This is a genomic window from Pseudomonas moraviensis, assembly GCF_900105805.1.
Taxonomy (GTDB): domain Bacteria; phylum Pseudomonadota; class Gammaproteobacteria; order Pseudomonadales; family Pseudomonadaceae; genus Aquipseudomonas; species Aquipseudomonas moraviensis_A.
In genome coordinates this window covers 4,439,497-4,463,108 of record NZ_LT629788.1, presented here as the reverse complement: position 1 = coordinate 4,463,108, position 23,612 = coordinate 4,439,497, and the positions used below count along the sequence as shown (strand labels likewise).

Annotated in this window: 22 protein-coding genes; 13 read left to right on the top strand and 9 right to left on the bottom strand. The window is 60.7% G+C overall.

All coding sequences use genetic code 11. The annotated features are described in order from the left end of the window. Positions 1-29: 29 nt before the first annotated feature. Positions 30-917, top strand: coding sequence for a formate/nitrite transporter family protein (locus tag BLU71_RS19975; RefSeq protein WP_042606595.1), 888 nt, complete (start codon positions 30-32; stop codon positions 915-917). Here BLU71_RS19975 and BLU71_RS19970 read toward each other — a convergent pair whose 3' ends face one another. Beyond that, positions 918-2,183, bottom strand: coding sequence for a cation:proton antiporter (locus BLU71_RS19970; protein WP_083353745.1), 1,266 nt, complete (start codon positions 2,181-2,183; stop codon positions 918-920). A 289-nt stretch (positions 2,184-2,472) separates the two neighbouring features. Next, a complete protein-coding gene (locus tag BLU71_RS19965; protein WP_083353744.1) occupies positions 2,473-3,642 on the bottom strand; it encodes an MFS transporter in 1,170 nt (389 codons plus the stop codon). Positions 3,643-3,991: 349 nt separating this feature from the next. Here BLU71_RS19965 and BLU71_RS19960 point away from each other — a divergent pair, with 349 nt between their 5' ends. Continuing rightward, positions 3,992-4,375: an MAPEG family protein gene (locus BLU71_RS19960; RefSeq protein ID WP_042606598.1), complete on the top strand. Its 384-nt coding sequence runs from the start codon at positions 3,992-3,994 to the stop codon at positions 4,373-4,375. A 114-nt stretch (positions 4,376-4,489) separates the two neighbouring features. Here BLU71_RS19960 and BLU71_RS19955 read toward each other — a convergent pair whose 3' ends face one another. Next, positions 4,490-5,674, bottom strand: coding sequence for a murein transglycosylase A (locus tag BLU71_RS19955; protein ID WP_042606599.1), 1,185 nt, complete (start codon positions 5,672-5,674; stop codon positions 4,490-4,492). Positions 5,675-5,802: 128 nt separating this feature from the next. On the opposite strand from BLU71_RS19955, the gene BLU71_RS19950 reads away from it, so the two are divergent. Beyond that, complete coding sequence (locus tag BLU71_RS19950) at positions 5,803-6,252, top strand: c-type cytochrome (RefSeq protein WP_083353743.1); 450 nt, start codon at positions 5,803-5,805, stop codon at positions 6,250-6,252. 57 nt (positions 6,253-6,309) lie between these two features. Here the strand turns inward: BLU71_RS19950 and BLU71_RS19945 are convergent, their stop codons facing one another. From BLU71_RS19945 to BLU71_RS19930, 4 genes are all read right to left on the bottom strand, one after another. Further along, a complete protein-coding gene (locus BLU71_RS19945) occupies positions 6,310-6,705 on the bottom strand; it encodes a DUF1090 domain-containing protein (protein WP_065616490.1) in 396 nt (131 codons plus the stop codon). Between the two features lie 97 nt (positions 6,706-6,802). Beyond that, positions 6,803-8,479, bottom strand: coding sequence for an NAD-dependent DNA ligase LigB (gene ligB / locus BLU71_RS19940; protein ID WP_083353742.1), 1,677 nt, complete (start codon positions 8,477-8,479; stop codon positions 6,803-6,805). Between the two features lie 220 nt (positions 8,480-8,699). Then, complete coding sequence (metK, locus tag BLU71_RS19935; protein WP_083353741.1) at positions 8,700-9,890, bottom strand: methionine adenosyltransferase; 1,191 nt, start codon at positions 9,888-9,890, stop codon at positions 8,700-8,702. Positions 9,891-9,908: 18 nt separating this feature from the next. Continuing rightward, on the bottom strand, positions 9,909-10,904 hold the full coding sequence (locus BLU71_RS19930; RefSeq protein ID WP_042606603.1) for an ArsR/SmtB family transcription factor: 996 nt from the start codon (positions 10,902-10,904) through the stop codon (positions 9,909-9,911). 259 nt (positions 10,905-11,163) lie between these two features. On the opposite strand from BLU71_RS19930, the gene tkt reads away from it, so the two are divergent. From tkt to fba, 6 genes are all read left to right on the top strand, one after another. Next, positions 11,164-13,161 (top strand): transketolase, encoded by a 1,998-nt coding sequence (tkt, locus tag BLU71_RS19925; RefSeq protein WP_083353740.1) that lies wholly within the window; start codon positions 11,164-11,166, stop codon positions 13,159-13,161. Between the two features lie 151 nt (positions 13,162-13,312). Continuing rightward, a complete protein-coding gene (gene epd / locus BLU71_RS19920; RefSeq protein WP_042606605.1) occupies positions 13,313-14,365 on the top strand; it encodes an erythrose-4-phosphate dehydrogenase in 1,053 nt (350 codons plus the stop codon). Between the two features lie 12 nt (positions 14,366-14,377). Continuing rightward, the gene (locus tag BLU71_RS19915; RefSeq protein WP_083353739.1) at positions 14,378-15,541 is read left to right on the top strand and encodes a phosphoglycerate kinase; all 1,164 of its coding nucleotides are present in this window, start codon (positions 14,378-14,380) and stop codon (positions 15,539-15,541) included. 34 nt (positions 15,542-15,575) lie between these two features. Further along, complete coding sequence (locus BLU71_RS19910) at positions 15,576-15,797, top strand: hypothetical protein (RefSeq protein ID WP_083353738.1); 222 nt, start codon at positions 15,576-15,578, stop codon at positions 15,795-15,797. A 57-nt stretch (positions 15,798-15,854) separates the two neighbouring features. Next, positions 15,855-16,187, top strand: coding sequence for an MliC family protein (locus BLU71_RS19905; RefSeq protein ID WP_083353737.1), 333 nt, complete (start codon positions 15,855-15,857; stop codon positions 16,185-16,187). A gap of 252 nt (positions 16,188-16,439) precedes the next feature. After that, positions 16,440-17,504, top strand: a complete 1,065-nt coding sequence (fba, locus tag BLU71_RS19900; protein WP_008081027.1) for a class II fructose-bisphosphate aldolase — start codon at positions 16,440-16,442, stop codon at positions 17,502-17,504. Positions 17,505-17,854: 350 nt separating this feature from the next. On the opposite strand, the gene BLU71_RS19895 is transcribed toward fba, so the two are convergent. Further along, positions 17,855-18,523, bottom strand: a complete 669-nt coding sequence (locus BLU71_RS19895) for a polysaccharide lyase family 7 protein (protein ID WP_042606610.1) — start codon at positions 18,521-18,523, stop codon at positions 17,855-17,857. Between the two features lie 313 nt (positions 18,524-18,836). On the opposite strand from BLU71_RS19895, the gene BLU71_RS19890 reads away from it, so the two are divergent. The 3 genes from BLU71_RS19890 to BLU71_RS19880 all read left to right on the top strand — a co-directional run bounded on the left by BLU71_RS19890 (position 18,837) and on the right by BLU71_RS19880 (position 21,892). After that, entirely contained in the window at positions 18,837-20,960 is a 2,124-nt protein-coding gene (locus BLU71_RS19890; protein ID WP_083353736.1) for a putative bifunctional diguanylate cyclase/phosphodiesterase, read from the top strand. Positions 20,961-21,005: 45 nt separating this feature from the next. Then, positions 21,006-21,497, top strand: a complete 492-nt coding sequence (locus BLU71_RS19885) for a M48 family metallopeptidase (protein ID WP_042606612.1) — start codon at positions 21,006-21,008, stop codon at positions 21,495-21,497. 98 nt (positions 21,498-21,595) lie between these two features. After that, entirely contained in the window at positions 21,596-21,892 is a 297-nt protein-coding gene (locus tag BLU71_RS19880; protein ID WP_064365339.1) for a winged helix-turn-helix domain-containing protein, read from the top strand. A gap of 187 nt (positions 21,893-22,079) precedes the next feature. Here the strand turns inward: BLU71_RS19880 and BLU71_RS19875 are convergent, their stop codons facing one another. Beyond that, positions 22,080-22,532 (bottom strand): GNAT family N-acetyltransferase, encoded by a 453-nt coding sequence (locus tag BLU71_RS19875; protein ID WP_064365338.1) that lies wholly within the window; start codon positions 22,530-22,532, stop codon positions 22,080-22,082. Between the two features lie 255 nt (positions 22,533-22,787). Here BLU71_RS19875 and BLU71_RS19870 point away from each other — a divergent pair, with 255 nt between their 5' ends. Then, complete coding sequence (locus BLU71_RS19870) at positions 22,788-23,525, top strand: substrate-binding periplasmic protein (RefSeq protein WP_042606614.1); 738 nt, start codon at positions 22,788-22,790, stop codon at positions 23,523-23,525. Positions 23,526-23,612 lie beyond the last annotated feature (87 nt).

Sequence of the window (23,612 nt, the reverse complement as noted above, 5' to 3'; positions counted from 1 at the left end):
CTACATCGCCCCCCACCGGTTGCCACGCCATGACCACCCCCACCAGCGACAAGACCCCCGACCTCTCGGCCAAGGAGCAGCACGAAGTCGAGAAGAGCCAGCCGCCGCGCGCGGCCGTTCTGCATGAAATCATCCGCACCCAGGGCGACCAGGAACTGGAACGCAGCATTGCCGCGCTCTGGTGGTCGGCGCTGGCCGCCGGCCTGACCATGGGCCTGTCGCTGATGGGCATGGGCTTGCTCAATTCGCGTCTGCCCGAGGGCGATGAATTCAAGGTGATCGCCAGCTTCGGTTACTGCGCCGGTTTCCTCGCAGTCATCCTTGCGCGCCAACAGCTGTTCACCGAAAACACCCTGACCGCCGTGCTGCCGGTGATGACCAAGCCGACGCTGCTGAATTTCGCCCGGCTGATCCGCCTGTGGAGCGTGGTGTTGGTCGGCAACCTCTGCGGGACGATTCTGGTTGCGTACGTGATGCTGGAACTGCCGATCTTCGACAGCAAGACCGACGTCGCCTTCCTCGAGATCGGCCGCAAGGTCATGGAGCACAGCGCCAGTCAGATGTTCGCCAAGGGCATCGTCTCCGGCTGGATGATCGCCACCATGGTCTGGATGATTCCGTCCATGGAGAGCGCGAAGATGTGGATCATCATCCTCATCACCTACTTCATGGCATTGGGCGACTTCACCCACATCGTCGTCGGCTCGGCGGAAGTATCGTATCTGGTGTTTGCCGGCGAGTTGCCGTGGAGCGATTTCTGGGCGGTGTTCGCCGCGCCGACGCTGGCGGGAAATATCATTGGCGGCAGTTTCATCTTCGCGCTGATCAGTCATGCGCAGATTCGCAGCGAAAGTGGTGCGCCGAAGGAGTCTGCGGACCAGGCTGTAGAGCCGGATCCGCAGTCGATCAAGAAATGATCAATGGTGGGCTGGCTCAGGCATGCTGGCCGGCTCGTTGCGCGTCGCGTGCTTGACCAGTTTGCCGATGGTCAGGCCCTGCAACAGGATCGACGACAGCACGACGATGTAGGTGATGCTCAGCAGCAGATCGCGCTCCGGGCCCAGCGGCAGGGCCAGCGCCAGTGCCACCGAAACACCGCCGCGCAAACCGCCCCAGGTCAGGATGCGGATGGTGCCGGCGGGCACTGAGCGCCAGCGGCGCAACAGTAGAATCGCCGGCGCCACGGTGAGCAGGCGCGACAGCAGAATCGCCACCGCCAGCAAACCTGCGGCGGCCATGTGCAGCCAGTTGAACGGCAGCAGCAACAACTCCATGCCGATCAGCGCAAACAGCAGCGCGTTGAGCATGTCATCGAGCAACTCCCAGAAACCGTCCAGATAGCGCCGGGTCATGTCGTTCATCGCCAGGTTGCGCCCCAGGTTGCCGATGATCAGCCCGGCGACCACCATCGCGATCGGCGCCGAGACGTGCAGTTCGGTGGACATCGCCGAACCGCCGATCACCAGCGCCAGGGTCAGCATCACGGTAATCTGATGCTGCTCGACGCTTTTGATCATCCGATAGACCAGATAGCCGATCAGCCCACCGAACAACACACCGCCAATCGCCTCATGGACGAAGAGCATGGCCGTGGCGCTGACGGTCGGGGTTTCGCCCAGTTGCGCGATGCCCAGCAGCACGGTGAAGACCACGACCGCGGTGCCGTCGTTGAACAGCGATTCGCCAACGATGGTGGTTTTCAGCGGTTTTGAAGCATTGGCGGTACGCAATACGCCGAGTACCGCAATCGGGTCGGTCGGTGAGATCAGCGCGCCGAACAACAGGCAGTAGAGGAAACTCACGTGCCAGCCGAACAGGGCAAAGATGTAGAAGGCCAGACTGCCGATCACCACTGTGGCGATCAATACGCCGAAGGTAGCCAGCAGGCCGATCGGCCAGCGGTAGCTGCGCAAGTCATTCAGGTTGACGTGCAGGGCGCCGGCGAACAGCAGGAACGACAGCATCCAGTTCATCAGCAGATCGCCGAAGTCGATCTGGCCGATCAGTTGCTGCACACGCTCTTCTAGCCCCGGAAAACCGAGCACGCTGAGGCCTTGCAGGAGCAGTGAGAACAGCAGGGCGGTAACCATCACGCCGATGGTCGGCGGCAGGCCGATGAAGCGGAAATTGACGAAGGTAAGGAGGGTGGTGAGGCAGATGAAAGCGGCGACAAGTTCAAGCATCCGGGATCCTTTGGATGAAGGGTGAATGGAGCGCGACCGGAGGTTGGACGCAGGGGTTTGATGGGGCGGGAGTGGCTGAGGGCACATCCGAATCCGGAGTCAAATTCAACAGCCCTCACCCCAGCCCTCTCCCAGAGGGCTGGGGTGAGGTGCATCGACCTGAACGATCGGGTCGATTATGGAATGAGCGAAGCACGGTCAGGTCGGCGTAGCTCTTAAGCATCCCCCAATCAGTCCCCTCTCCCACTGGGAGAGGGCTAGGGTGAGGGCTGCATCTGGCACACCACAATCAGCCAGACACATTGACCGCACTGGCCCGCCGACGTTGCAGGTAAATGAACAGCAGCGCGGTCAGCACCGTCAGCACGCCGACCAGCGCCCCGGTCCACGGCAAGTCCGCCAGATCCGCGCCGCTGGCGACTACCAGTCCGCCGATCCAGGCGCCTGCTGCGTTGCCGAGGTTGAACGCGCTCTGGTTCAGCGTCGAACCGAGATTCGGCGCTTCATGCGCCTGATCGATGATCAACAGCTGCAGAATCGGGCACAGTGCGAAGGCGAAAATTCCCCACAGCACCAGCGTGATTGCCGCCGGAATAACCGAACGGCTGGTCTGGCTGAACGCCGCGAGAATCACCACGACCGCCAGTGCCACGCCGACCAGTGACGGCAACAGACGGCTGTCGGCCAGACGCCCGCCGAGCATGCTGCCCGCTGTCAGACCGACGCCAAACAACAGCAGCATCACCGTCACACCGTGGGGGCTGACGCCGGTGATGTCTTGCAGAATCGGTGCGATATAGGTGAATACGCTGAACAGGCTGGTCGACGCTAGCACGCTCATGCCCAGCGCCAGCAGCACGTTGGCCTTGCTCAGTACTTTGAATTCGCTGGCGAGGTTGGCCTTGTCCATCGCGATGTGTTTGGGCAACCACAAGCATTGCGCCAGCGCGGCGACAATGCCGATCACCGACACCGCCCAGAAGGTCGAGCGCCAGCCAGCGTATTGGCCCAGCGCTGTGCCCAAGGGCACGCCGAGGACGTTGGCCAGGGTCAGGCCGGTGAACATCATCGCAATGGCCTGTGCGCGTTTGTTCGGCGCAACCAGTCCGGCGGCGACCACCGAGCCAATGCCGAAAAACGCGCCATGACACAGCGCCGTGACCACGCGTGCCGCCATCAGTGTTGCGTAGTTCGGCGCGAGCGCGCAGAGCACGTTGCCGAGAATGAACATCAGCGTCATGCCCAGCAGGGTCGCTTTGCGCGGCATGTTGGCGGTGCCGATCGCCAGAATCGGCGCGCCGAACACCACGCCCAGGGCGTAACCGGTGATCAGCAGGCCGGCGTGAGGAATGCTCACCGCAAGGTCGCGGGCGACATCGGGCAGCAGGCCCATGATGACGAATTCGGTGGTGCCGATGCCGAATGCGGCAACGGCGAGTGCAAGCAAAGCGAGGGGCATGCGCAAGGTCTCTGTCAGTAGTCTTGACGCTTTGATCAGGCATACGCGTGCCAGCGACCGTTTTCGCAAAGGAAAGCGGAGCAGGCAGCTTTTATTGGAATTTTTGGGTGTGCAGCTGAGTACGGCGTGGTGGGGTGCAGTATAAACAGCTGCTGACACATGGCGAATCAATTCTGACCAGTCGGTTCTGCAATCGCATATTCACCGTAAGCGGTGCCGTGAAATATCTGCCTGAAAGAACCTTTCGGCCGGCCACGGCTCTTAGCCTGTGGGCAGGTGCTGATCGGCATGCTGGGTGATGAAGTTCTGACCGCTCGCCCATTACTCGAATCGAAAAAAGGACGACGTTATGACGGTGGCTCTTTGGTGTGTGTTGATCGCGATTTTTCTGCCGTACCTGTGCACGGTCGTGGCGAAGGCAACCGGCGGTTTCCGCTTGAAGGACAATTACGATCCACGGGATTTTCTCGACAGTGTCGACGGCGTCGCCCGTCGCGCCCATGCCGCGCAGTTGAACAGCTTTGAAGTGACGCCAGCCTTTGCCGCCGCGGTGATCGTTGCCCATCTGGTCGGCACTGCGGAGCTGGTGACGGTCAATGTGCTGGCCGTGTTGTTTATCACCAGTCGCCTGCTGTACATCATTTGCTATCTGGCCGACTGGGCCGCACTGCGTTCGGTGGTGTGGTTTATCGGGATGGCGTTGATTGCTTCGTTCTTCTTTGTGTCCATCTGATTATCGGGTGTTACTGCCGGCCTCTTCGCGAGCAGGCTCGCTCCCACATGGAAATGCATTCCAGATGTGGGAGCGAGGCTGCTCGCGAAGGCGACCGATCAGACCACGAAGAACCTAAGACTTTTGCTTCGGTGTATCCGCCACCTGCGGCACTTGCGGTAACTCTTTTCCTTTGGGCCAGAGCATCCAGATCTGCCCTTGCTGCTTCATGTCCCCGGCCAGTTGCCCGGCCGCATCGCCAGTGCCCCAGAACAGATCCGCACGCACCTCACCAGCAATCGCGCCGCCGGTATCCTGCGCCGCGACCGGGCGCACCAACGGTGTGCCATCCGGTTTGGTGGTGGACAGCCATAACAGACTGCCCAACGGAATCACCTTGCGATCCACCGCCGCGCTGTAGCCGGCGGTCAGCGGCACGTTCAGCGAGCCGCGCGGGCCTTCGTTGCTGTCCGGGTTGCGGGTGAAGAACACGTAGCTCGGGTTGCTGGCGAGCAGTTCCGGAATGCGCGTCGGGTTGGCCTTGGCCCAATTGCTGATCGCGCTCATGGTCACCTCTTCTTTCTTCAGCTCGCCTTGCTCGACCAGCCAGCGACCGATCGGCCGGTACGGGTGGCCGTTCTGATCGGCGTAGGCAATGCGCAACTGTTTGCCGTCTTCGGTCTGAATCCGGCCCGACCCCTGAATCTGCAGAAATTGCAGGTTCATCGGATCCGTCAGGTAGGCGACTACCGGGGCTTTAACGCCTTTGGATTCGATGGTTGCTGCGTCATCGTAAGGCTTGAGCACGCGACCTTCGAGGCGGCCGCGCAGGCGCTTGCCTTTCAATTCCGGATAGATGCTGTCGAGCGAGACAATGATCATGTCTTCTGGCACGCCATACACCGGCACGTTGGCCGTTGCGGTTGGGGTCAGGCTGCCGGGGTACACCGGTTCGTAGTAGCCAGTGATCAGGCCGTTGGGGTTGTCGTGCTCGGCGCGCAGGCCGTAGACATCGAGGTTCTGCTTGAGGAATGCGCGAATTGCATCAGCACTTTGCGGCACATTCGCCGCTGCAGCGCAGGTCGGGCCCCAGACTGCGTCGGCTTTGAGTCGTGTGCAGGCGCTGCGCCACGAGCCGAAACCGGCGACCAGATCGCTGTCGGAGACTGCTGGCAAGGCTTCCCAGGTTGCGCTGGAATAGGTGGCCAGCGCGTGGGTTTTCGGTTCGGCGTTGTCACCGCCGGTGCAGCCGGCGAGGGCGGCCAGGATTGGCAGGGTGACGAGAAGCGGGTGACGCCAGGCCGTGAAGCGGCTGTTCATGGAGTGATTCCTGTGCCGGTTGGCCGAGTGCTCCATGCGCTCGAACAACCCGTATTTTTAATAGGGCTATTGGTGTTTGGCGGTGAGCCGACGATACTGGCCGCCGATTTCCGCGACCTGAAGCCACCATGACTCTGAAACGAATTGCTGTTGTATTGCTGGCCTGCCTGAGCTTGTCCGCCTGTGGCGGCGTCGACCCGAATTCGCCGCTGGGCCAGCGCAAGGCCATCTTCAAACAGATGCTCAAGACCAGCGAAGACCTCGGCGGCATGTTGCGTGGGCGCATTGCGTTCGACGGGCCGAAATTTGCCGAGGGTGCGGTCCGACTCGATGAGTTGTCCCACGAGCCTTGGAAGCATTTTCCGCAGGTGCGCGAAGAAGATCACACCAGCGCCAAGGACGATGTCTGGCAGAAACAGGCACGTTTCCAGGAGCTGGCCCGCGCTCTTGAAGCGGCTACCGGCGAACTGGTAGCCGCCAGCCAGGTTCAGCCCTACAAGGCCAGCAATCTCGGACCGGCAGTGCAGAAAGTCGAGGATGCCTGCAGTGCTTGCCATAAAGAGTTTCGGGATCATTGATTCCTGAACCTGCTGAGTACCTTGTGGCAAGCTCCCTCGCCACAGGGAATCGGCAGATTACTTGTCGATCTCGTCCAGCGCTTCCTGCAGTTCCTTGCGCGATTCGGCGAGCTTCTCCTTGCGCTTGTTGATCTTCTCCGGATCGCCTTTTTTCATGGCCTTGTCGAGGTCTGCCTGACGCTGGCTGACTTCATGCTTGGCCTCAAGCACCTTGTTCTCACGCTCTTTCTTCAGGCCGGCGTCGGTGCAGTGCTCGGTCACTTCGCGCAGTGCGGTTTCCAGACCTGCCTGCTGCTCCATGTTGCCGCGGGATTTGGCCTGTTCGATCTGATTGATGATGCCCTGCTTCTTGGCAGCGCAGCCGGTCAGGCCCGGGCCGTCTTCTTCGGCCATGACCGGGGCGGCCATGACGCCGCAAAGAGTAAGCAGGGCGAGCGGTGCGAGAAATTTCATAAAAGCTCCATGTGCAAAGGCAATCGGGGTAGGAGGGCACTGCGCTGTTGGAGCGTCTGGCCGGCCATTGGGTTCCCGCCTGGCGGGGATTGCATGTTCAGAAACCGTCGATTCCGGCGGCTTTCAAGGTGTCGCTCAAAGCCAGTACCTGCGGGTCGCGAAAGAATGCGCTCAGTTGCGCCGCGCGACCCGGGCCGATGCCGGCTTCTGCCTGCCATTGTTCAGTGTCGCGTTGTGCCAGGGCCTGCCACGAATCAGCCAGTTGTGCCTGTCCGGCCGGCGGCATGCCCAGGGCTTTCAACCAATGAGCGAACGGCTGGTGCCGCGCGCCCCGAAAACTTTCGATCAGACGTGCGCTGCTGCGCTCGCCGAGGCCGGCAATGTTAGCAAGCTCTGAGGCATCGAGGGTCAGCCAATCCAGCAGGTGTTTCAGACGGCCTGTTTCCAAAAGTTTCTCCCAGGTGCCACGCCCGACATGTTGCATGGCCAGGCCCTGCTTGCCGCTCAGCCAGGTCAGACGCGCGAGAAACTGGCTTTCACAGCTGGGCGTCGGTTGCCAGCAGCTCAGGGCGTGGTAGTCGCTGGCGTTGGGGATGTCGATGTCTGGCCGTTCGCTGGTACGTAACACGACACTGTCCAGGCGTGGAATGGTCAGCCCGGCCAGACTGAGAGCCACCTGGTCGCCGGGGCGAATGTCGAGGGTTTGCCAGCGCTTGAGCGAGCTGACGCTGACCCGTTTGATCTCGCGGTCATCGAGTCTCACCGGCAGCAGTTCCAGCACTGGGGTGATGCGCCCGGTGCGGCCGATCTTGAAATTCACCTTGCGCACTTCCGCCAATGCCTGGGCGAATGGGTATTTCCAGGCCACCGCCCAGTAAGGTGCCTTGGCCCGCCAGCGTTCGGCGGGTGGCCGTTGACTCTGGCGCAGCACTACGCCATCGCTGGCAAAGGGCAGCGGCGAGCGATACCAGTGCTCGCGCCATTGTTGCGCGTCTTCGAATCGGGTGATCGGCTGTGTGTATGGCTCGGTTGTGGCGAACCCCAATGCCTGAAGTCCGGACAATCTCTCTGGCAGCCGCACAGGGCCTTGCGGCCAGTCCCAAACGAACAGCCCGATCCCGGCGGCCTGTTCGGCATCGAGGGATTTGCGTCCCATAAGGCCGGCCACGGTGGCGCGGGCGTTGACGCTGCCGGATCGCGCTTGCACGTGCGCCTGCAGCCGCCAGTAGAGTTCGCCCTGCACCAGCAGATCCCGTGGCTGGTTCAGGCGTTGCGGAATGGCAGCGATTCTACGCGCGGAAATTGTCCAGTCCTGACCGCTGACACCGTCACCTCGGCTGATGGCCTGCTGCAATATCCCCTGACGGTAGATCAGCGTGACGGCCACTCCATCGACCTTGGGCTGCACCCAGACGTTCTGGCGATCGCGCAGCCAGTTGGCGACGTCTGCAGCTTTGTGCAGCTTGTCCAGGCCGGTGTGGGTGATGGGATGAGTGACCGTGCCGGCCGCTGTGCGCAACGGCTGCGGTGATGCGGGTTGGTTGAAGCAGGCTTGCCATTCATTCAGCCGCAGCAGGGACTGGTCATAGAGTTCGTCGGTGATCAATGAACGGCCTTCGCGGTGATAGGCGTCGTCCCATTGGTCGATCCGGTTTTGCAGGGTAGTGATTTCGCGTTGGGCTTGGGGTAAGGGCCAGTCGGGGCAGTTGGCTTGGCTGACGAGGGTGATGAGTGCCAGCAGGAATGCCAGCAACAGGCGCAGTGTGAAAAGCATCGTTGAGCGTCCTTGCTCGGGGGTGATGCTTGAAGGGTAGGTGAGGATCTGAAGATCGTTGCGCGGTTTTTTTGCGAACTGTTTCCGGGCTGGAGCGTGGTGGCGTCGGGTAGGGCCCTTTCGCGAGCAGGCTCGCTCCCACAGAGATCTCAAAAATCCGTCAGGCATGAAAAAGCCCCGCACGGCGCGAACCGTGCGGGGCTTTCATGCAGCCAGGGTCTTACAGGCCAGCGGCAGAACGCAGGGCGTCGGCGCGGTCGGTTTTTTCCCAGGTGAACGTGGTGAAGCTGTCTTCGCCAACGGTCTTGCTCTGCGGAGCACGACCGAAGTGGCCGTAGGCTGCGGTTTCCTGGTACATCGGGTGCAGCAGGTCGAGCATGGTGGTGATCGCGTATGGACGCAGGTCGAACACTTCACGCACCAGTTTGATGATCTTGTCATCGCTGATCTTGCCGGTGCCGAAGGTGTTCAGCGATATCGACGTAGGCTGGGCCACACCGATCGCGTAGGACACCTGGATCTCGCAACGCTCGGCCAGGCCGGCCGCAACGATGTTCTTGGCAACGTAACGGCCAGCGTAGGCAGCCGAACGGTCAACCTTCGATGGATCCTTGCCGGAGAACGCGCCGCCGCCGTGACGGGCCATGCCGCCGTAGCTGTCGACGATGATCTTGCGACCGGTCAGACCGCAGTCACCTACCGGGCCGCCAATGATGAACTGGCCGGTCGGGTTGATGTGGAACTGGGTGTCCTTGCTCAGCAGTTCGGCAGGCAGCACGTGCTTGACGATCAGCTCCATCACGCCTTCGCGCAGGTCTTTGTACGACACTTCCGGGTTGTGCTGGGTCGACAGGACAACGGCGTCGATGCCGACAACCTTGCCGCCTTCGTAACGGCAGGTCACTTGCGACTTGGCGTCCGGACGCAGCCAGGGCAGCAGGCCCGACTTGCGTGCTTCGGCCTGACGCTGCACCAACTGGTGCGAGAAAGTGATCGGCGCTGGCATCAAAACGTCGGTTTCGTTACTGGCGTAGCCGAACATCAGGCCCTGGTCGCCGGCGCCCTGATCTTCAGGCTTGGCACGGTCAACACCCTGGTTGATGTCGGGGGACTGCTTGCCGATGATGTTCATCACGCCGCAGGTCGCGCCGTCGAAGCCGACTTCGGAGCTGGTGTAGCCGATGTCGCAAATCACGTCACGAACGATCTGCTCCAGGTCGACCCAGGCGCTGGTGGTCACTTCACCGGCAACGATGGCCACGCCGGTCTTGACCAGGGTTTCCACGGCCACGCGAGCGTGTTTGTCCTGGGCAATAATGGCGTCCAGCACCGCATCGGAAATCTGGTCGGCGATTTTGTCCGGATGTCCTTCAGACACGGACTCGGAGGTGAAGAGGGAGTATTCGCTCATCTCGATGTTTTCCTGAATTTACCGATGGTGAGTGTCGCCAGCCGGTCGCTGAAAGTGGCGGACCTGGATCTGGAAACCATTACGTAAGCCTACATAGAGGCTTTCCCCGGGAACGAGTCCCGCAGCGGTGGCCCAACGGGCCAGATCGTCCTGTTCAAACCCCAACCAGAGATCACCGCAGGCCTCCCTGGCCCAACTCTGGTTGTGGCTACATAACTCTGTCACGAGCAGGCTACCGCCCGGTTGCAGCAGGTCAGCCATGTGCCTGAGCGCATCGGCCGGGGCGGCGAAATGGTGCAGGACCATGTTCAACACCACGCAATCGGCCATAAGGCTCGTGCCGTTCAATGCATCGGCCAATTGCAGGCTGACGTTAGCCAGCTGTTCACGTTCGCACACCTGACGCGCCAGTTCGAGCATCGCCGGGCTGTTGTCCAGCGCGGTTACGGTGCCGAAGCGACGGGCCAGTTCCGGCAGAAAAGCACCATCGCCGGGGCCGACTTCAATGGCCGTGGCTGCGCCATCGAAGTTCAGTTTGTCGAGCAGGGCCAGCACGCTGTCACGGTACTGCGGCAGGCCTGCGATCAAGTCTTGCTGGGCACGGAATTTTTCCGCCACCCGGGCGAAGAAGTCCTGACTGGCAGCGGCACGCTGGCCGTGAACCTGTTCGATGCGCGCTTGCACCTCGTCAGGCAGATCCAGATTGTCGACTTCTTCTAACAGCGCCGCGTGCAGCTTGCCGCCGAGCAAATCGCTGTGGGGCAGGGCGCGACGATAGAAAATCGCATTTCCTTCACGGCGTGTCGCCACCAGATCGGCTTGTGCCAGCACCTTGAGGTGATGGCTCATGCCCGACTGGCCGATGCCGAAAATCTGCGCCAGCTCCAGCACGCCGAACGAATCGTTGGCCAGCGCGCGCAAGACATTCAGCCGCAGCGGATCACCGCCGGCCTTGCACAGGGCCGCCAGCTCGTCGCAATCGTCATGGCGAATGGAAGGCACGCGTAGGTTCATAGGGCTGGCAGTCTAGAGACGGGGGCAAAGCATCGCAAGGTCAATATCAAAAAGTTTTGATATTGCTCGATAAATGGCACTTCTCAGCGGACGGCAGTCTCTACAAACGAATAGCGGAAAGGTTTCACCAAGCGAAACCCGCGCTATCGATTGGAAAAACGCCCGCGGATGACTATCTGTCATTGCCCCGAGGCGCATGGGTGAGGGAAAATGCCCTCCTTTTTTCCGTTTCAGTCTATTCACACCCAGGAGATCAGCGATGCCTAGCCGTCGTGAGCGTGCCAACGCCATTCGTGCCCTCAGCATGGATGCCGTGCAAAAAGCCAACAGCGGCCATCCCGGTGCCCCTATGGGTATGGCAGATATTGCCGAAGTGCTGTGGCGCGACTACCTCAAGCACAACCCGAGCAACCCGTCTTTCGCCGACCGTGACCGCTTCGTGCTGTCCAACGGCCACGGCTCGATGTTGATCTACTCGCTGCTGCACCTGACCGGTTACGACCTGTCGATCGACGACCTCAAGCAATTCCGTCAACTGCACAGCCGCACTCCAGGTCACCCGGAATTCGGTTACACCCCGGGCGTCGAAACCACCACCGGCCCGCTGGGTCAGGGTCTGGCCAACGCCGTCGGTTTCGCCTTGGCTGAGAAAGTCATGGGCGCGCAGTTCAACCGTCCAGGCCACAACATCGTTGACCACCACACCTACGTGTTCCTCGGTGATGGCTGCATGATGGAAGGCATTTCCCACGAAGTCGCTTCCCTGGCTGGCACGCTGGGCCTGGGCAAGCTGATCGCGTTCTACGATGACAACGGCATCTCCATCGACGGCGAAGTCGAAGGCTGGTTCACCGATGACACGCCGAAGCGTTTCGAAGCCTACAACTGGCAGGTGATCCGCAACGTCGACGGCCACGATCCGGAAGAGATCAAGACCGCCATCGAAACCGCACGCAAGAGCGCGCAGCCGACCCTGATTTGCTGCAAGACCACCATCGGTTTCGGTTCGCCGAACAAGCAGGGCAAGGAAGATTGCCACGGCGCCCCGTTGGGTGACGCGGAAATCGCCCTGACCCGCCAGGCGCTGAACTGGAACTACGGCCCGTTCGAAATCCCGGCCGAGATCTATGCCGAGTGGGACGCCAAGGAAGCTGGCCGCGCGGTCGAAGCCGAGTGGGATCAGCGTTTCGCCGCCTACTCCGCTGCGTTCCCGACTGAAGCCAACGAGCTGATCCGTCGTCTGAGCGGCGAATTGCCGGCCGACTTCTCGGAGAAAGCCTCGGCCTATATCGCCGAAGTCGCGGCCAAGGGCGAGACCATCGCCAGCCGCAAAGCCAGCCAGAACACCCTCAACGCCTTTGGTCCGCTGCTGCCGGAACTGCTTGGCGGCTCGGCTGACCTCGCCGGTTCCAACCTGACCCTGTGGAAAGGCTGCAAGGGCGTCAACGCTGAAGACGCCAGCGGCAACTACATGTACTACGGCGTGCGCGAATTCGGCATGACCGCGATCATGAACGGCGTCACCCTGCACGGCGGCCTGGTGCCTTACGGCGCGACCTTCCTGATGTTCATGGAATACGCGCGCAACGCCGTACGCATGTCGGCATTGATGAAAAAGCGCGTGATTCACGTCTACACCCACGACTCCATCGGTCTGGGCGAAGACGGCCCGACCCACCAGCCGATCGAGCAACTGACCAGCCTGCGCAGCACGCCGAACCTCGACACCTGGCGTCCAGCCGACGCCGTGGAATCGGCGGTGGCCTGGAAAAACGCTCTGGAGCGCAAGGACGGCCCGTCGGCGCTGATCTTCTCGCGGCAGAACCTGCAGCATCAGGAACGCGATGCTGGCCAGATCGCCAACATCAGCCGTGGTGGTTATGTGCTCAAGGACTGCGCAGGCGAGCCTGAGCTGATCCTGATCGCCACCGGTTCGGAAGTGGGTCTGGCCGTTCAGGCCTTCGACAAACTGACCGAGCAGGGCCGCAAGGTCCGCGTGGTATCGATGCCGTGCACCAGCGCGTTCGACGCTCAGGATGCGGAGTACAAGCAGTCGGTTCTGCCGCTGCAGGTCAGCGCGCGTATCGCCATCGAAGCGGCCCACGCCGACTTCTGGTTCAAGTACGTGGGTCTGGAAGGTCGCGTGATCGGCATGACCACCTACGGTGAGTCGGCGCCGGCTTCGGCATTGTTCGAAGAGTTCGGCTTTACCTTGGAAAACATCCTGGGTCAGGCTGAAGAGCTGCTGGAGGACTAAGTCCGACAGTTGTGTTGTCCGGGCTGACGCCTTCGCGAGCAGGCTCGCTCCCACGATGGAATGCATTTCCCTGTGGGAGCGAGCCTGCTCGCGAAAGCGATGGCTCAGGCAACATCGCAATACCTGATTCACCACGGTAATCGAGAACCCCATGCCTCAACCGCGTCCTTACAAAGTTGCACTCAACGGCTACGGCCGCATTGGTCGTTGCGTCTTGCGGGCGTTGTTCGAGCGCGGCGCGAAGGCCGGGTTTGAAATTGTCGCGATCAACGATCTGGCCGATATGGCCAGTATCGAATACCTGACACGCTTCGACTCCACCCACGGCCGTTTCCCCGGCGAAGTGCGGGTCGAGGGCGATTGTCTGCATATCAATGGCGACTGCGTGAAGGTCCTGCGCAGTGCCACCCCGGAAGGCATCGATTGGGCGTCGCTGGGCGTCGATCTGGTGCTGGAGTGCTCCGGCGCTTACCACACCCGTGCCGACGGTCAGCGTTTTCTCGACGCCGGCGCGCCGCGCGTGCTGTTCTCGCAGCCGATGGCCAGCGAGGCGGATGTCGACGCCACCATCGTCTACGGCGTCAATCAGGACTGCCTGACGGGCGACGAACTGCTGGTGTCCAACGCCTCCTGCACCACCAACTGCGGCGTGCCGCTGCTGCGCCTGCTCGATCAGGCGATCGGTCTGGATTACGTGTCGATCACCACGATCCACTCGGCGATGAACGATCAGCCGGTGATCGACGCCTATCACCACGAAGACCTGCGCCGCACCCGTTCGGCGTTCCAGTCGGTGATCCCGGTGTCCACTGGTCTGGCACGCGGTATCGAGCGCCTGCTGCCGGAACTTGCCGGACGAATTCAGGCCAAAGCCGTGCGCGTGCCGACAGTCAACGTGTCCTGCCTCGACATCACGATGCAGACCGCCACCGCGACTGACGCCAACGAGGTCAACCGGATCCTGCGCGAAGCCGCCACCAGCGGCCCGCTCAAAGGCCTTCTGGCCTACACCGAGTTGCCGCACGCCAGCTGTGATTTCAACCATGACCCACATTCGGCCATCGTCGATGCCAGTCAGACCCGTGTTTCCGGCCCCAAACTGGTGAACATCCTGGCCTGGTTCGACAACGAGTGGGGTTTTGCCAACCGAATGCTGGACGTTGCAGATCACTATCTGCAAACAGCAACTTCAAAAAAACCGTAGGAAGTGCGACCCATGACCGTGTTGAAGATGTCCGACCTCGATCTGCAAGGTAAGCGCGTATTGATCCGCGAAGACCTCAACGTCCCCGTCAAGGACGGTGTTGTCACCAGCGACGCGCGCATCCTGGCTTCGCTGCCGACCATCAAGCTGGCCCTGGAAAAAGGCGCGGCAGTGATGGTCTGCTCGCACCTGGGCCGTCCTACCGAAGGCGAATTCTCTGCCGAAAACAGCCTGAAACCTGTCGCCGACTACCTGAGCAAGGCGCTCGGCCGCGAAGTGCCGCTGGTGGCTGATTACCTCGGTGGCGTCGAGGTCAAGGCGGGCGACATCGTGCTGTTCGAAAACGTGCGCTTCAACAAGGGCGAGAAAAAGAACGCCGACGACCTGGCCCAGCAATACGCGGCCCTGTGCGACGTGTTCGTGATGGACGCTTTCGGTACCGCTCACCGCGCCGAAGGTTCGACCCATGGTGTAGCCAAGTTTGCCAAAGTCGCTGCTGCTGGCCCGCTGCTGGCCGCTGAACTGGACGCACTGGGCAAAGCTCTTGGCGCACCGGCCAAGCCAATGGCGGCGATCGTTGCCGGCTCCAAGGTGTCGACCAAACTCGATGTGCTGAACAGCCTGAGCCAGATCTGCGATCAACTGATCGTCGGCGGCGGCATTGCCAACACCTTCCTCGCCGCGGCTGGCCACCCGGTCGGCAAGTCGCTGTACGAACCGGACCTGCTCGACACCGCCCGTGAAATCGCGGCGAAAGTCAGCGTGCCGTTGCCGGTTGACGTCGTGGTCGCCAAGGAATTTGCCGAAAGCGCCGAAGCTACCGTCAAGCTGATCGCTGACGTTGCGGCTGACGACATGATTCTCGACATCGGCCCGCAAACCGCAGCCAACTTCGCCGAGTTGCTGAAGTCGTCGAAAACCATTCTGTGGAACGGTCCGGTTGGCGTGTTCGAGTTCGACCAGTTCGGCAACGGCACCAAAGTGCTCGCCCAGGCCATCGCTGAAAGCTCGGCATTCTCGATTGCTGGCGGCGGCGACACCCTGGCGGCGATCGATAAATATGGCGTGGCTGAGCAAATCTCCTACATTTCCACCGGTGGTGGCGCGTTCCTCGAATTCGTCGAGGGCAAGGTGCTGCCTGCCGTTGAAGTCCTGGAAACCCGGGCCAAGGCCTGAGGCCGCCCGTTTGGCCAGGCAAAGGAGTGTTTTCATGGTCAAGTCGTTAGCGCTGTTGTTGCTGAGCGGTACGCTGGCGGCCTGCGGGAGTAACCCGAAGGCCGACGCGACGCCAGCACCGAGCGAGCCGCAGAAGGGCTGTTATCAGGCCGACTGGCAGGCCGAAACCAACCCGGTGCTAAATAAGCGCTCGGGCCCGGACGGTCTGGACAAATACGAGACGCAAACCCCGGCCAAGGAACATGGTTGTCCCTGACGGGTCTGACTCTTTAACTCAGGGCTGGCGGCGTGTGTCGTCAGTCGAGGAACACGGATGAAAGGCTTGATCGCCATTGCGGCGCTGGCATTGTTGGGCGGTTGCGCGCAGTTGAACCTGTTTCAGTCGTCGGCCCCGGCGGACAACTGGACAACCTGGACCTGCGACAGCCAGGCCAAGGTGTTGTGGCGTTACGCCGATGCCGGCCAAAAGGAAGTCGACGTTCGTCTCGGCGGCGGTGATCAGGTCTATCGCCTGAAAGAAGAGCCGGGCGCCTCGGGCACGCTGTACAGCGATGGCATGCTGGCGTTTCACGTCAAGGGTGACGAAGGCCTGGTGTATTGGGTCGCCACCAATGACCTGATTGGCCGTGGATGCAAAGCGCAGTAATTGACACACCGCAGGCCCATTGTAGGAGTGAGCCTGCTCGCGATAGCGGTATGACAGTCGCTGCAATATTGACTGCAAGATAGCTATCGCGAGCAGGCTCACTCCTACAGGGGATCTGTGTAGTTCTCAGGATTATGCTTTATCGAATCACCAGACCGGGCCTCAATCCCCGATCTGCATTAACTTGAATAGCCGCCGCCGCTCCGGCAGGCTGGCACGATCAACGACCCTCAACCGGGAGAGACACACACAATGGCACTTATCAGCATGCGCCAGATGCTGGACCACGCAGCCGAGTTCGGCTACGGCGTTCCAGCTTTCAACGTCAACAACCTTGAGCAGATGCGCGCCATCATGGAAGCCGCTGACAAGACTGACTCCCCGGTGATCGTCCAGGCTTCGGCCGGCGCGCGCAAATACGCCGGCGCGCCATTCCTGCGTCACCTGATCCTCGCCGCGATCGAAGAATTCCCGCACATCCCGGTGTGCATGCACCAGGACCACGGCACCAGCCCTGACGTCTGCCAGCGTTCGATTCAACTGGGCTTCAGCTCGGTAATGATGGACGGCTCGCTGGGCGAAGACGGCAAGACCCCGACCGACTACGACTACAACGTCCGCGTTACCCAACAGACCGTGGCCATGGCTCACGCCTGCGGCGTTTCGGTAGAAGGCGAGCTGGGTTGCCTGGGTTCGCTGGAAACCGGTATGGCCGGTGAAGAAGACGGCATCGGCGCCGAAGGCGTTCTGGATCACAGCCAAATGCTGACCGACCCGGAAGAAGCCGCTGACTTCGTCAAGCGCACCCAGGTCGATGCCCTGGCCATCGCCATCGGCACCAGCCACGGCGCCTACAAGTTCACCAAGCCACCGACCGGTGACGTGCTGGCGATCGACCGCATCAAGGAAATCCACAAGCGCATCCCCAACACTCACCTGGTGATGCACGGTTCGTCCTCCGTGCCACAAGAGTGGCTGGCGATCATCAACCAGTACGGCGGCGACATCAAAGAAACCTACGGCGTACCGGTTGAAGAAATCGTCGAAGGCATCAAACACGGCGTGCGCAAGGTCAACATCGACACCGACCTGCGTCTGGCATCCACCGGCGCCATGCGTCGCCTGATGGCCACCAACCCGAGCGAATTCGACCCACGTAAATTCTTCGGCGCCACCGTGACTGCAATGCGTGACGTGTGTATCGCACGTTATGAAGCATTTGGTACTGCGGGTAATGCTTCGAAGATCAAACCGATCTCGCTGGAAGCGATGTACCAGCGTTATCTGAAGGGTGAGTTGAACGCTAAGGTCAACTGAGCCTGAGTGTTGAGCTGATTAAAAAAGAAACCCGCCGAGAGGCGGGTTTTTTGTGGGCGTAATTAACAAATATTTCCGCTACCTCTTAAAGCGTGGGCTTCACTGCTGAATGGCCCGCCAGGCGCACAAGCCGGCGGATTCTGGCGTACCCGTAGGCAACGACTCAAGCTGTTGTAGGCATCCGGAGGTAACCGCCGACAGATCTAAACAACGCTGTTTTAAAGGTAGGAGCTGCCGAAGGCGGCGATCTTTTGACTTTGATTCCGGCGTTCCCAAGAGGCGCCAAACATCAAGATCAAAAGATCGCAGCCTTCGGCAGCTCCTACAAGGGATTGCGATGTCGAAATGGGTTACTTGTCGTGATCAATATCCAGTTTGGTAAACGTCACCTGCCCACCCTCACTGGTATACCCGGTGTTGTCCTGCACATAAACCCCAGCCTTGAAGTACAACGGCTTGTCCCGCCAGGTCGCGCTGATCTGTGAATCCCACTGATACCCCGCCGCACTCACGCCCAGCGCACCGCCGGGGCTGAGGTGGATGAGGTAGTTGAATTCGCGATCGAGCTTGACGCCGGTGGCGAGGGTGATGACGCGGCTTTCTTCGTCATCGGGGCGCATGCGCACTTTGATGACCAGGTTGCCCGTTTCGGTCTTTGTCTTGTACTGATACTCAAGTTTGAGCATCGGCTTCTGGCTTTCATAAGCGTGAATCTGACCAATAACGATCTTGCCCGAACTGGGCACCTTGTTCACGGCGAGGGTTGCACGCAGCAGGTTGTCCGCGTCCGGGTAATACCAGTTGCGCAGGGTGCCGTTGCTGAAGGTCTCGCGCAGTTCGGTGCGCGGGTAGACGGCGTTTTCGGTTTTTGACCCGGTAACCGGGGACCAGAAAAACAAGGTTCCGGTGTCGGAATGGAAGTATTGATCCTTGAAGCCTTTCACCAGTTTTTCGGTTTCGACGGTGTACGGCGGGCTGCCAACGGGAACGCTGAGATTCCAGGTTGCGAGATCGATCATGTCGGTTCTTCCACTCGATTCATCCTGAACGCGGGTGCCAGAAGCTCTAGCCCGCGCCTTTTCGGGGCGCCTTTATAAGCGTAGCGGCTATTTTTGTTAATGCCCGTCCGGCAGTTGATTGGCGTCAACATCCTGTCGAAATGCCATCCTGCCCTGTTTCCGGGGGCTGTAGCGGCGACCGTTAGTCGGCTCGATGGAACATTGGCCAAATGATGGCGTGGCGGCTGCTTCTGCTTTGTGGCTTCCGCGACTAGAGTGAAGGCTCAGTACGTCTATGGTTTTGCCGGCAACCGGTCCCGATAAGAGAAGCAGCATGGAATGCGCGCAACCCCAGCCAGGTGAAGGCAACTCGGTCCTTTTGATCGTCGATGATTACCCCGAAAATCTGATCAGCATGCGCGCGTTGTTGCAGCGTCAGGACTGGCATGTGATGACCGCCGCCTCCGGTTTCGAGGCGCTCAATCTTTTGCTCGAACACGACATCGACCTGGTCCTGCTCGATGTGCAGATGCCCGGCATGGACGGTTTTGAGGTCGCACGGCTCATGCGCGGCAGCCAGCGCACGCGGTTGACGCCGATCATTTTCCTCACCGCCAACGAGCAATCCCAAGACGCCGTCATCAAGGGCTATGCCAGCGGCGCCGTGGATTACCTGTTCAAACCGTTCGATCCGCAAATCCTCAAGCCCAAGGTTCAGGCACTGCTTGAACACCAGCGCAATCGCCGTGCCCTGCAACGCCTCAGTCATGATCTGGAAGTGGCGCGCGCCTTCAATGCCTCGGTGCTGGATAACGCCGCCGAAGGCATTCTGGTGTTGAGCGAGGACGGCGTGATTCGCTTTGCCAACCCGGCTATTTCGCGGCTGCTCAACGCGCCGGTCAAGGAGCTTGAGGGCAAGGAGTTTCTCGACTTCCTGCAGAAGCCGCACATTCCGCTGTGGGCCGATTCCGAGTTTTACGCCGGCTACCAGCGCGGCGAAACTCTGCGCCTGCACGATGCGTTGCTGCGCACTGCGCCCGGACAGCAAGTGCCGGTGGCATTGTCCTGCGCGCCGCTATCCTCGGAGCAGCACGCAATGGTGGTGACCGTGCTGGACATGTCGGTGGTGCGTCACTTGCACCAGCAACTGGAATTCCAGGCAGTGACCGACCCTCTGACCGGCCTGCTCAACCGGCGGGGTTTCTACCAGACCGTGGAAAACCTGCTGTTGCGCGGCGAACGCAGCGACAGTAGCTGGGTGTTGCTCTACCTCGATCTCGACGGCTTCAAGCGGGTCAACGATTCCCTCGGCCATGATGCCGGCGACCGCGTGTTGCGCTGGGTTTCCGAACAGTTGAAGGCGTGCCTGCGGCCGTTCGATATCCTGGCGCGCATGGGCGGCGATGAGTTCACTGCGCTGCTGGATCTTGAATTCCCCGAGCAAGCGGCGAAGATTGCCGAGAAGCTCATCGAGCGGGTGTCGGTCTGTCAGCAGATCGAAGGTCTGGATATTGTCCTTGGCGCCAGCATCGGCATCGCCACCTATCCCGACTGCGGCCGCCACCTCGACGGTTTGCTGCGCGCCTCGGACATTGCCATGTACGAAGCCAAGCGGGCCGGGCGTCAGCAATATCGCTTTTATGATCATGAGATGAACGGCCGCGCACGCTCGCGCCTGATGCTGGAAGACAGCGTGCGCGAGGCCATCGAAAACCGCGATTTCAATCTGGTCTATCAGCCGCAGGTGGCGATCGGTAGCGGGCAGACTCGGGGGTTCGAAGCGTTGCTGCGCTGGCAGCATCCGAGCGTCGGCGATGTGCCGCCGGGACTGTTTCTGCCGTTGCTGGAAGAAGCGCGGTTGATCAGCCGCCTCGGCAGCTGGATCTATCACCGGGGCGCCGGCCAGCGCAAAGCCTGGGCAGCGCTGTTCGCCGAGGATCTGGTGCTCGGCGTGAGCCTGAGCAACACCCAGTTCGGCTTGCCGAATCTGGTCACCGAGTTGCGTCAGGTCATGGAGCGCCATGGGCTGCAGCCACGGCAACTGGAAGTCGAGGTCACCGAGGAAGCGTTGATGCAAAACCCGGACGAGACGCGCAAGCAACTGCGGCTGCTGCGTCATCTCGGGGTGCGCGTGGCGCTGGATGATTTCGGTTCCGGATCATGCTCGCTGGCGCATCTGCGTGATCTGGAGCTGGACACGCTGAAGCTCGACCGCCACCTCATCGCGCGCCTGCCGGACTCGCCACGTGATGCTGCGCTGGTGCGCATGGTCATCGACCTGTGCAAGCAATACGGCCTGCTGGTGATCGCCGAAGGGGTGGAAACCGTCGAGCAATACCGGTGGCTGCAAGCCCATGGCTGCGAGTACGTGCAAGGTTTCCTGGTGGCGCGACCCTTGGTCGCCGAGGACGCGGCCCGCTTTGCCGAGCCGTTCGACTGGAGCGCGCTGGCCGGTTGAATTCGCTACACTGGCGCACCTTTTTCCGAGCCGTGCTGCCCGTCCATGACTGTCTTGAAGTACCTCCAGGCCTATCCCGAGCGTTTACAGGATCAGGTGCGCCAACTGATCGCCGAGGGGCGGCTGGGTGATTACCTGGATCAGCGCTACTCGGGACGCCATGACGTGCAGAGCGACAAGGCGTTGTACAGCTACGCGCTGGATCTCAAACAGCAGTACATGCGCAACGCGCCGGCCATCGACAAGGTGCTGTTCGACAATCGCCTCGACCTGACCCACCGCGCCCTCGGTCTGCACACCACGGTCTCGCGGGTGCAGGGCGGCAAGCTCAAGGCCAACAAGGAAATCCGCATCGCCTCGCTGTTCAAGGACGCCGCGCCGGACTTTCTGAAGATGATCGTGGTGCACGAGCTGGCGCACTTCAAGGAATCGGACCACAACAAGGCGTTCTATAAACTGTGCGAGCACATGCTGCCGGGGTATCACCAGATCGAATTCGATCTGCGCGTGTACCTGACGTGGCGGGATATGCAATAAAAATCAAAAGATCGCAGCCTCCGGCAGCTTCTACAGTTGGAATGCGATCTTTTGCAGGCTGCCGAAGGCTGCGATCTTCTAACGTTGGGAGTGTTTGGATGGACGTCAGCAAGACCAAAAGCAGTTTCTACCGCCGTCTCTACGTGGCCTATCTGATCGACAGCGGTCTGGCGCCCTGCGTGCCGGCGCTGACCGAAGTCACCGGCATGCCCCGACGCACGGCGCAGGACACCATCGCCGCGCTGGCCGATCTGGATATCATCTGTGAATTCGAGCAGGAAGAGGGCGCACGCAATCATGCCGGGCGCTATCGGATTCGCGAGTGGGGGGCGATTGATCGCGGGTGGATCGAACGAAATTTGCGGCAGATCAAGGCTGTTCTTGAGTATCCCTGAAAAAGCCCCTCACCCCAGCCCTCTCCCAGAGGGAGAGGGAGCCGATCGGGGGAAATTGTAGAATTTCACCGACGTGAGCGAATGCTGTTGAATCCATAATCGACACTGTTTTTCAGGTCGCCGCATGGCCCAAGACACCAAGGTCAGTCCCCTCTCCCTCTGGGAGAGGGTTAGGGTGAGGGGCTGTTCAGGCGCGACGCATCCCGATGTGAGGAATGCCATCCTCCAGATATTCCTCACCCGCCACTTCAAACCCGTATTTGCCGTAATACCCTTGCAAATGCGCCTGCGCCGACAGATAGATCGGCACCTGCGGCCAGTGCTTCCCGGCCTGTTTCAGCGCCTGTTCCATCATCGCGTGGCCCAGCCCTTTACCGCGACCGGCAGGGGCGGTGATCACCCGGCCAATCACCACGTCACCACCCTGGGATTCCGGATCGAGCAGGCGCAGATAAGCCATCAACTGATCGTCCTCCCAACCCATCAGATGGTAGGTATCGCCTTCCAGATCCTGGCCGTCGAGGTCCGGGTAGGCGCATTTCTGTTCGACCACGAACACGTCCGAGCGCAGTTTCAATAGCGCGTACAACTGCTCTTTGCCCAGATCGCTGTGATGTTTGCAGATCCACTCGATTGTCATCTTTCGATTCCTTGAATACGTCGCCCGATACTAAGCGCAGCGGCGCCGTATGTCTGTATGGCGCAACAGTCTGTGATAAAGGTCAAAATGCCATCATTCCTTTCTCGCGGCGCCTGCGACTTTGTGTAATCTGCTCAAGAGCACTGCGTACTGGCTCCCATGAGCTAATGTTCAATGCTTGGGTTTTGCCGGTAAGGGGCCTTGGATTTTGACGTGAAACCACGTCGGGCGGATGCCCGCTGAGGATGTTCAAGCATGCTGCGATTGCTTCAAGCCGTTGCTTTGATCGGACTGCTGTTGCTCGGCCAGGATGCTGCAGCGCAAAAGCTGCGGCTGGTGTTCGATAACTGGCCGCCGTTTACCGACGATGCGCTGATCAACGGTGGCCTGGCCACTGACATTGTCAGCACCGCACTGGCGCGCGCCGGTTATGCCAGCGGTTACGAGCAAGTGCCGTGGGCGCGGGCGTTGCTGGGGATTGGCGAAGGGCGTTACGACGTGCTGGTCAACGCCTGGTACAACGACGAGCGCACGCAGATCGGCCAGTTTTCCGGCGAGTACCTGATCAACCGCATTCGCTTCCTCAAGCGCAAGGATGCGCCCATCGACTACAGCAACCTCGAGCAACTGCACACCTACCCGATTGCGGTGGTGCGCGGGTATGCCTATTCCGCACCGTTCGATGCCGACACGGCGATGCAGAAAGTCCCTGTGCACAACTTCGCCATGGGCGTGCGCATGCTCTCGGCCGATCGGGTCAAGCTGACGCTGGAAGACGAATACGTCGCGAAGTATTACCTGGCGCGGGAATCGGCCAAGGTGCGCAATTCGGTGGAGTTTTTACCCAAGCCGCTGAGTGAGAACAGCCTGCACATACTGGTCAGCCTGAAGAGTCCGCAGCATGAGCAGATTGTCGCCGGGTTTGATCGAGCGATTGCAGCGATGAAGGCTGACGGGACCTACGAGAAGTTATTGCGGCGGCATGGAATGTGAGGGCTGAGCTGGAATTTATTGTGGGGCTGATGGCCCTATCGCGAGCAGGCTCACTCCTACAGTTGGAATGCGTTCCCCTGTAGGAGT

Coding starts and splice junctions, on each gene's coding strand:
- BLU71_RS19975 (WP_042606595.1), top strand. CDS start 30: ATGACCACCCCCACCAGCGACAAGACCCCCGACCTCTCGGCCAAGGAG.
- BLU71_RS19970 (WP_083353745.1), bottom strand. CDS start 2,183: ATGCTTGAACTTGTCGCCGCTTTCATCTGCCTCACCACCCTCCTTACC.
- BLU71_RS19965 (WP_083353744.1), bottom strand. CDS start 3,642: ATGCCCCTCGCTTTGCTTGCACTCGCCGTTGCCGCATTCGGCATCGGC.
- BLU71_RS19960 (WP_042606598.1), top strand. CDS start 3,992: ATGACGGTGGCTCTTTGGTGTGTGTTGATCGCGATTTTTCTGCCGTAC.
- BLU71_RS19955 (WP_042606599.1), bottom strand. CDS start 5,674: ATGAACAGCCGCTTCACGGCCTGGCGTCACCCGCTTCTCGTCACCCTG.
- BLU71_RS19950 (WP_083353743.1), top strand. CDS start 5,803: ATGACTCTGAAACGAATTGCTGTTGTATTGCTGGCCTGCCTGAGCTTG.
- BLU71_RS19945 (WP_065616490.1), bottom strand. CDS start 6,705: ATGAAATTTCTCGCACCGCTCGCCCTGCTTACTCTTTGCGGCGTCATG.
- ligB (WP_083353742.1), bottom strand. CDS start 8,479: ATGCTTTTCACACTGCGCCTGTTGCTGGCATTCCTGCTGGCACTCATC.
- metK (WP_083353741.1), bottom strand. CDS start 9,890: ATGAGCGAATACTCCCTCTTCACCTCCGAGTCCGTGTCTGAAGGACAT.
- BLU71_RS19930 (WP_042606603.1), bottom strand. CDS start 10,904: ATGAACCTACGCGTGCCTTCCATTCGCCATGACGATTGCGACGAGCTG.
- tkt (WP_083353740.1), top strand. CDS start 11,164: ATGCCTAGCCGTCGTGAGCGTGCCAACGCCATTCGTGCCCTCAGCATG.
- epd (WP_042606605.1), top strand. CDS start 13,313: ATGCCTCAACCGCGTCCTTACAAAGTTGCACTCAACGGCTACGGCCGC.
- BLU71_RS19915 (WP_083353739.1), top strand. CDS start 14,378: ATGACCGTGTTGAAGATGTCCGACCTCGATCTGCAAGGTAAGCGCGTA.
- BLU71_RS19910 (WP_083353738.1), top strand. CDS start 15,576: ATGGTCAAGTCGTTAGCGCTGTTGTTGCTGAGCGGTACGCTGGCGGCC.
- BLU71_RS19905 (WP_083353737.1), top strand. CDS start 15,855: ATGAAAGGCTTGATCGCCATTGCGGCGCTGGCATTGTTGGGCGGTTGC.
- fba (WP_008081027.1), top strand. CDS start 16,440: ATGGCACTTATCAGCATGCGCCAGATGCTGGACCACGCAGCCGAGTTC.
- BLU71_RS19895 (WP_042606610.1), bottom strand. CDS start 18,523: ATGATCGATCTCGCAACCTGGAATCTCAGCGTTCCCGTTGGCAGCCCG.
- BLU71_RS19890 (WP_083353736.1), top strand. CDS start 18,837: ATGGAATGCGCGCAACCCCAGCCAGGTGAAGGCAACTCGGTCCTTTTG.
- BLU71_RS19885 (WP_042606612.1), top strand. CDS start 21,006: ATGACTGTCTTGAAGTACCTCCAGGCCTATCCCGAGCGTTTACAGGAT.
- BLU71_RS19880 (WP_064365339.1), top strand. CDS start 21,596: ATGGACGTCAGCAAGACCAAAAGCAGTTTCTACCGCCGTCTCTACGTG.
- BLU71_RS19875 (WP_064365338.1), bottom strand. CDS start 22,532: ATGACAATCGAGTGGATCTGCAAACATCACAGCGATCTGGGCAAAGAG.
- BLU71_RS19870 (WP_042606614.1), top strand. CDS start 22,788: ATGCTGCGATTGCTTCAAGCCGTTGCTTTGATCGGACTGCTGTTGCTC.